This is a genomic window from Kitasatospora sp. SC0581 (genome assembly GCF_048159585.1).
Lineage (GTDB): Bacteria > Actinomycetota > Actinomycetes > Streptomycetales > Streptomycetaceae > Kitasatospora.
Genome location: NZ_JBLRWA010000055.1, coordinates 1 through 8,207 on the forward strand (window position 1 = coordinate 1; position 8,207 = coordinate 8,207).

Sequence of the window (8,207 nt, forward strand, 5' to 3'; positions counted from 1 at the left end):
CGGTGACGGTCGCCGGGGCGGCGGCCGACGCCGGGGTGGCGACGGTGGTGAGCGGCGGCGGCGCGACGCCGACGCCCCCCCCCCCCCCCCCCCCCCCCCGCGGCCGAGGCCAACGCCCTGGCTGTGGAACGCCCACCGGCGTGCCGGCTGGAGGTCGTGCAGCTGTCCGGGCCGCAGACGGCGCCACCGGGCTGCCGGCGGGAGTCAGCGGCGATGTTCACGACGCCCTGGACTGCCGCGGCCGGGGTCTGCCCTTGGAAGTCGCTGCGGACCGTGACGTCGAAGGTGAGCTTGTCTCCGGCCTTGAAGGGGATCTGGTTCACCCTGACGAGGACACCGTTCCAGGGCTTCTGCCGGCAGGTGATCTCGCCGGGAGGCTCCTCATGGGGGAATTCCGGGATGTCGAGCTCGACCGACATCCGGGCTCCTGGTCGTTGAAGGGCTGAGACGGCAGCTCGGACTCCCGCCCCGGGATCATGGAGCAGACGCCGGTTCGAGGGCAGCCGGTTTTCGTGCGCCCGGTCTCTCGTCCCGACACAGCGCCGACCGCGGCCGAGGCGAGCCCGGGGGACCGGGAAGTCGCCCTCCCGTCGTCGAGCTCGAACGGATGCCCTAGTCTCGGCTGATGACGCTCTACTTCGACCCGATGGCCATCCTCGGCAAGGACCGTGACGCCTTCCGAGGCCGTTGGGAAGACCGACTGTGGCTCAACGTTCCCGGGCCCTTCTACGGCGGGGAGACCGATACCTGCTGGACGGGACGGCTTTCGGCACCCGCTCACGTTCTCTACGGAGGCAGATACCTCAGCGAGTACGTCTACCGCCAGCCCAGAACGCCTGCGGACACGGCCCTGCTGGTCGAGGCGGCAGACAACGACCCGTTCCTCGGGTACGGCTGCGATGGCGACTCGCGATGGACACCGCAAACGGTCCGGGAGTGGTGGCGTGACCGCGGCCAGGTCGTGCAGTACCTCTCCGATCAGCGGAGCACATGGGAGGAGAGCGATGTCCGGGCAGGCCAGGGCGTAGCCGCTGCCGTCCGCGACTTTGAGCTCTACATCGCCGGTGGCCTGGCAACTGACCTGCGGATCTACCTCTACTGGCTGGAAGAGCGGCGATCCCCCGCCCCCGTTGACCGGTTGCCCGAGCTGTAGCGTCACGCAGCGAGCGCGTGGGCTCGCCGGGGCCAGGCCGTCGCCTCGTCGTACGGATCCTGGCCTCCCGGACCCAGGGCATGACCGACCGTCGGGAGATCGTCGCAGGCGTCGCGGTCACCGGCCTGCCCCAGGCGCTCGCCCGGTGGCCCTGGACCGACAGGTCCGGCATCTCGCGAAGATCGACAACCGATGGCAAGGTCATGGAAGACGGACCTGCGTCATGCCGCCGCCGGTGGACGCGACGGCGTTGGAGTCCCGGTCGTCTTCGAACCAGGTCAGGATGGCCTTCACGCCTTGGGCGACTCGTAGATGGTGGCGGCCATCGCTCCCAGTTGCTTGTTGGCCTTGAGCGCGAGGTCGATGGCATCGCTCACGGAGTCGCTGGGCACCGGGATGTTGTTCACGTAGATCGCGAAGGCGTAGCGGTGGCCGTCCTTCGCATCGATGTAGCCTGCGAGCGCCTTCGTGCCGAGGGCCAGCTTGCCCTGGTAGGGGCTGACCAGGGTGCCGGTCTTCGCGCGGATGTGTCCTGCGGCGGGGTCGGTGCGGTCGATGACGTCGGCGAGCGAGCCGTCGACGCCCATGCTCGGCATGGAGTCGTAGAAGACGTCGAAGTCGTCCTGTCGTGCCAGGTGCCGCAGCAGCGCCACCTGGGCGGTCGGCGTCGCCTTGTCGCCGGGGAGGCCCTGGGCGTCGACGAGGCTCACCGAGTTCGGATCCACTCCTGAGCGGGCGAGGAACTCCTTCTCGGTCTTCATGCCGTCCGCATAGGTTCGTTGCCCGTTGTGTGCCGCCATCAGCGGCGGCAGCAGGTTCGCCCCGAGGTTGTGGCTGACCTTGTTGATCAGCTTCGCGTACTCCTTGAAGGGCGGAGAGGTGTAGGTCACCGATACGGGCAGCGAGTTCACTTCCGCCGACGGGGGGAGCCTGCTGTCGGGGTTCGCTCCCAGCGAGGGGGCGGCTACGCTGACGCCGTTCCTGGCGAGGGCCTCGATGAGGACGGTTCGGGCGAACGCCGCCGGGTCGGGGACCTGGTAGGTCGTCACGAAGGGGGCCTTCGCGTCCGCGGGCACGGAGCCTCGGACCCGGATGTGACCGGGACTGACGCTTTCGGTCGTCACCGTCGGCTTGGTTCCGGCGGGTGTGGTCGTCACCTGCGCGTCGACGCCGAAGGCGGCCGTCTTCGGGCGCCAGTCGACCTTGGCCGGCTCGCCGGGTGCGCCCGGCGTGATGAGCACGTCGATGAGGTTGTCGTTGACGATGGTCGGGGTGATCGGTATCCCGCCGATCGACACCGGATCCCAGAGTCGGTTGTCGATCACCACGTCGCCGTCGACGTGGCGGACTCCGCTGGCCGCGACCTGTCGGGCCAGTTCGTTGACGCCCGCCAGCGGGTCCTCTGCGGTGATGGTCGCCATGCCGGGGACGGCGTTGGCGTCGTAGTGGTCGAAGTCGGGGACGTCCAGTCCGCCTGACGCGGTGGTCCGCCCGCCGAGTGCCAGGTCGCCGTTCCCGACCAGGATGAGGTCGCCGGAGAGCCGCCCGTCCGCGGAGACCGTACCCGAGTGCACCACGGGCGTACGGAAGCGATGGTCGTCACCCAGGACGTCGAGCGCGGCACCGACCGCGAAGGTCTTGGCCGTCGAACCGGTCATGAACTGGGAATCGGCGCCCTTGGACTGGACGACCTTCCCGGTCTGCAGGTCGGCGACCTGCAGGCCCCACTGGCCCGACGACCACGGCGCGGTGCTCATGAGCTTCTGCAGGTCGGCGCTCACCCGTGCGGCACCCGGTGCGGGAGAGGCCGAGTCGGCCGTGGAGTCGTGGGAGCACGCCGTCATCGCCACGGCGGCCGTCATCGAAGCGGCGAGCGCCAGGGCGGTACGCCGCCGTGCCCGAGGTGTCCTGATTCCGGAGGGGGAGTTGCTTGGCATTCGTTCTTTCCTGTTCGACTTTCCTGTTCGGCTTTCGCGCTCGATCGAAGGCTTCCGGCCCGGTTGCCGCGCGGCGGTCAGGGCTTCCCGCCCTTGCCGATGGCGATGCTGCCGTTGCGGGTCCGGACGGCCACGGAACGGCCGCTCGCGTCGTCCTTCGCGACGTTCACGGTGACGTCGCCCTTCTTCGCGGCCGTGCGGACCGCGTACGTCGAGTCCGGCAGGCCCAGCTCGACGTCGCCGTCCCTGCTCTGCACGTCGACCAGGTCGGGCACGGCGGCCAGGCGCAGGTCGACGTTGCCGTTGCGCGAGGTGACGCTGACGGACCGGGCGGAGATCCCGTCGCCCTTGATGCTTCCGTCGCCGCCTTGCAGGGCCAGCCTGGCTCCGTGGAGGTCCGACAGCCGGACGTCGCCGCCGGCGGTCCGGGCCGAGAAGTCCGCGGTGAAGCCGGTGGCCTCGATGCGCCCCTTGCCGCTCTCGGCGGTGACGGCGACGGCGCGCGGCACCTTCACGGTGTACTTCGCGCCGCAGCCCACCGAGATCCCCGTGCAGTCCAGCGAGAGCGTGAGCGTGCCCCCTTCGAGCTGCCAGCCGGACCCCACCTTCCCGCCGACCTTCGTGCCGCTGACCCGTCGTTCCACCTGAACGTCCTCGATGTCGGCGGCCACCAGCGCGAGGTCGGCGGAACCGGAGTCGACGGTCAGGCTGCCGCCGGCGAAGTCGAAGGACTTCGATTCCACGGTCGCGTCGGCCGAGGCGCCGTCCGTGGTGCAGGCCGTGGCGGCGAGGCCGAGGAGGGCGGCTCCGCCGAGGGCGAGAAGCGTGCGGGTGGTCGGTTCCATCGGGTTCTTCCTTCGTCAACGAGCATGAACGGGCATGGTGGTGCGGGTTCCCGCGCCCCGGTTCACGAGCGCAGTGCCCGGTTCGCGAACGCCGCGCCCCGGTTCACGTGCGCAGTGCCCGGACCGCGACCGTGCGCGACACCCGGGCCGCCTGCAGGACCAGCGCGAGGCAGGTGGTGACCAGCGTCGCGGCGGCGAGCGCCCCGAGCGTGGCCCAGGGGAGGCCCGCCAGGACCCGGACGGCGTCGGTCCGGGCTCCGAGGGCGGTGGTGAGGCTCGACACGGCGACGAACAGCGCGCCGAAGACGATCGCCGTCCCCGCGTAGATCGCCCCCTCGTAGACCATCGACCGGGTGACCACGCCCGGCCGCGCACCGGCCACCGTCACGACGGCGCAGTCGCGGGCGCGTTCCCGCCCGACGAGGGCGATCACGGCGAGGCCCCCGACCCAGGACACGACGAAGACCCAGCCCAGCACGACCAGGATGTTGTCCAGCCCGGCGTTGCCTCCGGGCATGACCTTCCCCATCACCATGAAGAGGCCGACGAACGACAGGGAGAGCGCGAAGGGCAGCACCGTGGTGACGCTCCTCGTCGCGCGGGCCCGGCACGACTGCACGGCCAGGTGCCAGGCGACGCCGCGCGAGGGCACCAGCGCCGTCCAGAGCCTCATCAGCGGGGTGAGCACCCACGGCCCCATGAGCAGCAGCAGGCAGAGGAGGAAGAGGTTCCCGGCGAACGCGAAGGCCGTCCGCTGGGCGAGCCCGCCCTCGAGTTCGAGGCCCAGGCCGGGGATCCACATCCCGACCACGCCGGCGAGCAGGCACAGGGCGAGGGCAGCGCGGGCGACGCCCGGCCGCGCCGGGGGGTCGGAGAAGTCCCGGAAGGCGCGCATCTCCGGCGTCCTGGCGGCCCGCCGGGTGACGCCCCAGCCGCCGAGCAGGCACGGAACCAGTCCGAACAGCACGCTCACGCCGACGTACCAGAACCGGAACCCGGCCGAGGCCCCGTGCAGTTCGAGACCCGTCCCCTTCCACTGCGCGAGGGCGACACCCGCGACCAGCAGGGCGAGCGGTGCGGCCAGCGCGCCGGCCACCGCGCCCAGCACCACCGTCTGCGTCCGCAGGACGAACCTGACCCGGTGGCGCGGAATCCCGAGGATCACCCACAGGGCGTGCTCGCGCCGCTGGGTCGTCAGCGTCAGGCCGACCGCGGAGGCGACGACGCCCACGGCGGCGAGCACGGTGAAGAAGACGATGTTGCCGCCGAGGGCGATCGACGCGGAGACCATCCGTGCGTCACCCGCCGCCCGCGCCGCCGAGACGGCGGTGAACATCGCGATGGCCGAGCCCGCCGAGCACGCCGCGCCGACCGTGGCGCACAGGAGCGTCCACCACCACATCGACGCCTGCAGGCGGATGTCCGACAGCACGAGCCGGATCACGACTCCTCCCCGCCCGCCTCGTCCGCCGACTGCGCCGCGAGGACGGCGTCGCCCACCGCGCGGGAGTCGCCACCGGGGATGACGGCGTGTACCCGCCCGGACCCCATCACCACGACCTGATCGGCCCGCGCGGCGGCGTGGGGGTCGTGGGTGACCATGAGCACCGTGCTCCCCTGCGCGGGAAGCGCCTGCAGCCAGTCGAGCACCACATGACCCGACTTGAGGTCGAGCGCACCCGTCGGCTCGTCGGCGAAGACGATCCGCGGCTGGTTCGCCACCACCCGGGCCACCGCGACGCGCTGGCGCTCGCCACCGGAGAGGCGGTCGGGGCGTCGCCGCGCGTGCTTGGCGATGCCGAGCCGCGCCATGGCGTCCTCGACCCGCGCCCTGGGCACCCGGCGGCCGGCGAGCCGCGCCGGCAGGGCGATGTTGTCCTCGACCGTCAGCGAGCTGACGAGGTTGTACTCCTGGAAGACGAAGCCGATGTTCTCGCTGCGGAACGCGGCCTGCTTGCGGGGGCTGAGCGAGCGGACGTCCGTCCCGAGGATCTCGACGGACCCCGCGGTCGCCCGCTCCAGCCCGGCCGTGCAGAGCAGGAGCGTCGACTTGCCCGAACCGGAGGGGCCGACGACGGCGGTCAGCCGGCCTTCGGGAATCTCCAGGTCGATGTCGTGCAGGACGCGCGTCGTCTCGCCCCGGCGGCCGGGAATGGGGAATTCCGTCCGAAGGCCGCGCAAACGAATGCACGGCACGGGAGCGGCAGTGGGAAATGGCATGAATCAAGGAAAACAGGGCCGGGCGGTGGAGTGCACGGGAGCCTGCACTGCTATCGGAGGTAGACTTGGATCTACCGTCCGACCGGTCCGAACCGTGCGAAAATGTCGATCATGGCGCAGATTCGTGTTGCCCGGAGGCTGCTGACCGAATTCGTCGCAGCGGCCGCCTTTCCGATTCTCCTGATTTCCGTTCTCGCCGCACCGGTATCGGTTCCGGTGGTGGCCGAACTGGACCGCTCCAGGGCGCAGTGGTGCGGAGTCCGGACGATGCCGCTGCGGCCCGCCGACCGCAGCTGGCCGCGGTGGGTGGCCGGCCGGCTGCGGGCACGGTCGGTGTGGAGGACCGACCTGCCCGTGTTCGTCACCGCCGCGTTCCTGTCCGCGCTCTCGCTGCTGGTGGGCTTCTTCGGATTCCTCGGCGCTCTGGCGCTGGTGTTCTCCCCCGTCCTCTGGGGTTTCGGCATCGCCGCGGAAGTCGGCCCGTTCACCCCGGCCGCCCTGTGGGAAACCCTCGTGGCGGTGCCCGCGGGAATCGCCCTCGGTGCGGTCACCGTGGGCGCGCTGACCGGCGTCTCCCTGCTCCGCGACCTGCTCCTGCGGGCCTTCTCGGGGAGCCGGAACCCCGACCTGCTCGCGAAACTGGAGGAACTCCGCACCAGCCGGGCCTCGCTGACGGCGGCCTTCGAGAACGAGCGCCGGCGCATCGAGCGCGACTTGCACGACGGCGCCCAGCAGGAGCTCGTCGCCCTCGTCATGCGCCTGGGAATCCTGGAAGCCGCGGCGACGGCCACCGAGCAGGAACGGATCGTCCAACTGGCCCGCCAGGCCCAGGCCCAGGCGGAGCGCGCGCTCGAACGGCTGAGGGAGACGGTGCGCGACATCCACCCCAGCGAACTGAGCGATCTCGGCCTCGTCGCCGCCGTCCGGGAACTGGTGGCCAGATCACCGTTGCGGGTCGAACTGACCAGCACCGGTACGGACGCCTGGCTCTCCTCGCCGATCGCCGCGGCCGTGTACTTCACGGTCTCCGAGGCCCTGACGAACATCGCCAAGCACGCGGGCGTCGGGAGCGCCCGGATCGACATGCGGTGCACCGAGGGCGGCGTCCGCGTCCGGGTGGGCGACGACGGCGCCGGCGGCGCGCGGATCAGCACCGGATCCGGGCTCTCCGGGCTGCGTGAGCGGATGCGGAGCGTCGGTGGGAACCTCGAAATCACCAGCCCGCCGGGCGGCGGAACGGAGGTCGTGGCATCCGCCCCGGCCCAACCCCCGTGGTGACGGAATTCGACAGGGAAAGCGATGGGAAACCGATTGTGAGAATCATCCTGGCGGACGACAGTCTGCTGATACGCGCCGGAATCCGGGAGATCCTGGTTTCCAGTGCCCACGACGTGATCCGCGAATGCGAGGACGCCGACGAACTGGTCGCCGCCGTCGACGACCTCGCCGCCGCCGGAGCCGCCCCCGACCTGGTGATCACGGATGTCCGCATGCCGCCCGGGAACACCGACGACGGACTCCGGGCCGCGATCGACATTCGATCGCGGCACAAGGACCTGCCGGTCCTGGTCCTCTCCGCCTACGTCACGGGCCCGTACGTGCGCGAACTCCTGAACGGCCCGGGCGCCGACGGGGCGGTCGGCTACCTGCTCAAGGAGAAGGTGGGCAGAGTGGCGGACTTCCTGCGGGCCGTCGAGACGGTCGCCGGCGGCGGAGTGGTGATCGACCCCGAGGTGGTCCGCCACGTCACCCGCGCCGACCCGCCGCGGGGCCCGCTCGCCCGGCTCACGGCCCGCGAACAGGAGGTGCTCGCCCTCATGGCCGAAGGCCGCTCCAACGCGGAGATCGAGGCAGAACTGTTCCTCTCGGGCGCCGCCGTGGCCAAACACGTGGGGAACGTCTTCCTGAAACTCGGCATGCCCTCCGGCGAGGACAACCGCCGGGTGAAGGCCATCCTGACCTGGTTCGAATACAACTAGGGCCTGTGTGAGGTTGCGATCAGTCGGCGTCTCGCAGGAGGTCGTCGACCCAGATCATCGAGGCGCGGAGGTG

At 71.0% G+C, this 8,207-nt stretch carries 8 protein-coding genes; 3 read left to right on the top strand and 5 right to left on the bottom strand.

The features are described from left to right. Nucleotides 1–419: hypothetical protein (locus ACLWS4_RS36765; RefSeq protein ID WP_416876396.1), on the bottom strand; the 419-nt coding region annotated here is incomplete at its 3' end. Nucleotides 420–625: 206 nt separating this feature from the next. Here ACLWS4_RS36765 and ACLWS4_RS36770 point away from each other — a divergent pair. Further along, nucleotides 626–1,153, top strand: coding sequence for a ferredoxin (locus ACLWS4_RS36770; RefSeq protein ID WP_074006322.1), 528 nt, complete (start codon nucleotides 626–628; stop codon nucleotides 1,151–1,153). Nucleotides 1,154–1,443: 290 nt separating this feature from the next. Here the strand turns inward: ACLWS4_RS36770 and dacB are convergent, their stop codons facing one another. From dacB to ACLWS4_RS36790, 4 genes are all read right to left on the bottom strand, one after another. After that, nucleotides 1,444–3,090, bottom strand: coding sequence for a D-alanyl-D-alanine carboxypeptidase/D-alanyl-D-alanine-endopeptidase (gene dacB / locus ACLWS4_RS36775; protein WP_416876397.1), 1,647 nt, complete (start codon nucleotides 3,088–3,090; stop codon nucleotides 1,444–1,446). A gap of 77 nt (nucleotides 3,091–3,167) precedes the next feature. Continuing rightward, the gene (locus ACLWS4_RS36780) at nucleotides 3,168–3,935 is read right to left on the bottom strand and encodes a DUF4097 family beta strand repeat-containing protein (protein WP_416876398.1); all 768 of its coding nucleotides are present in this window, start codon (nucleotides 3,933–3,935) and stop codon (nucleotides 3,168–3,170) included. 103 nt (nucleotides 3,936–4,038) lie between these two features. Next, nucleotides 4,039–5,379, bottom strand: coding sequence for an FtsX-like permease family protein (locus ACLWS4_RS36785; RefSeq protein WP_416876399.1), 1,341 nt, complete (start codon nucleotides 5,377–5,379; stop codon nucleotides 4,039–4,041). Next, a complete protein-coding gene (locus ACLWS4_RS36790) occupies nucleotides 5,376–6,116 on the bottom strand; it encodes an ABC transporter ATP-binding protein (protein ID WP_079136449.1) in 741 nt (246 codons plus the stop codon). Before ACLWS4_RS36790 ends, ACLWS4_RS36785 begins: the two co-directional genes overlap by 4 nt. Nucleotides 6,117–6,422: 306 nt before the next feature. Between ACLWS4_RS36790 and ACLWS4_RS36795 the strand changes: the two genes are divergently transcribed. Together ACLWS4_RS36795 and ACLWS4_RS36800 are read left to right on the top strand one after the other, a co-directional pair. Then, a complete protein-coding gene (locus ACLWS4_RS36795; protein ID WP_416876400.1) occupies nucleotides 6,423–7,433 on the top strand; it encodes a histidine kinase in 1,011 nt (336 codons plus the stop codon). Between the two features lie 32 nt (nucleotides 7,434–7,465). Beyond that, complete coding sequence (locus ACLWS4_RS36800) at nucleotides 7,466–8,134, top strand: response regulator transcription factor (protein ID WP_380745244.1); 669 nt, start codon at nucleotides 7,466–7,468, stop codon at nucleotides 8,132–8,134. The last annotated feature ends 73 nt before the right edge of the window (nucleotides 8,135–8,207 follow it).

Bases quoted from the DNA above. Each gene is read 5' to 3' on its own strand.
- ACLWS4_RS36770 (WP_074006322.1), top strand. From the start codon at position 626: ATGACGCTCTACTTCGACCCGATGGCCATCCTCGGCAAGGACCGTGAC.
- dacB (WP_416876397.1), bottom strand. From the start codon at position 3,090: ATGCCAAGCAACTCCCCCTCCGGAATCAGGACACCTCGGGCACGGCGG.
- ACLWS4_RS36780 (WP_416876398.1), bottom strand. From the start codon at position 3,935: ATGGAACCGACCACCCGCACGCTTCTCGCCCTCGGCGGAGCCGCCCTC.
- ACLWS4_RS36795 (WP_416876400.1), top strand. From the start codon at position 6,423: ATGCCGCTGCGGCCCGCCGACCGCAGCTGGCCGCGGTGGGTGGCCGGC.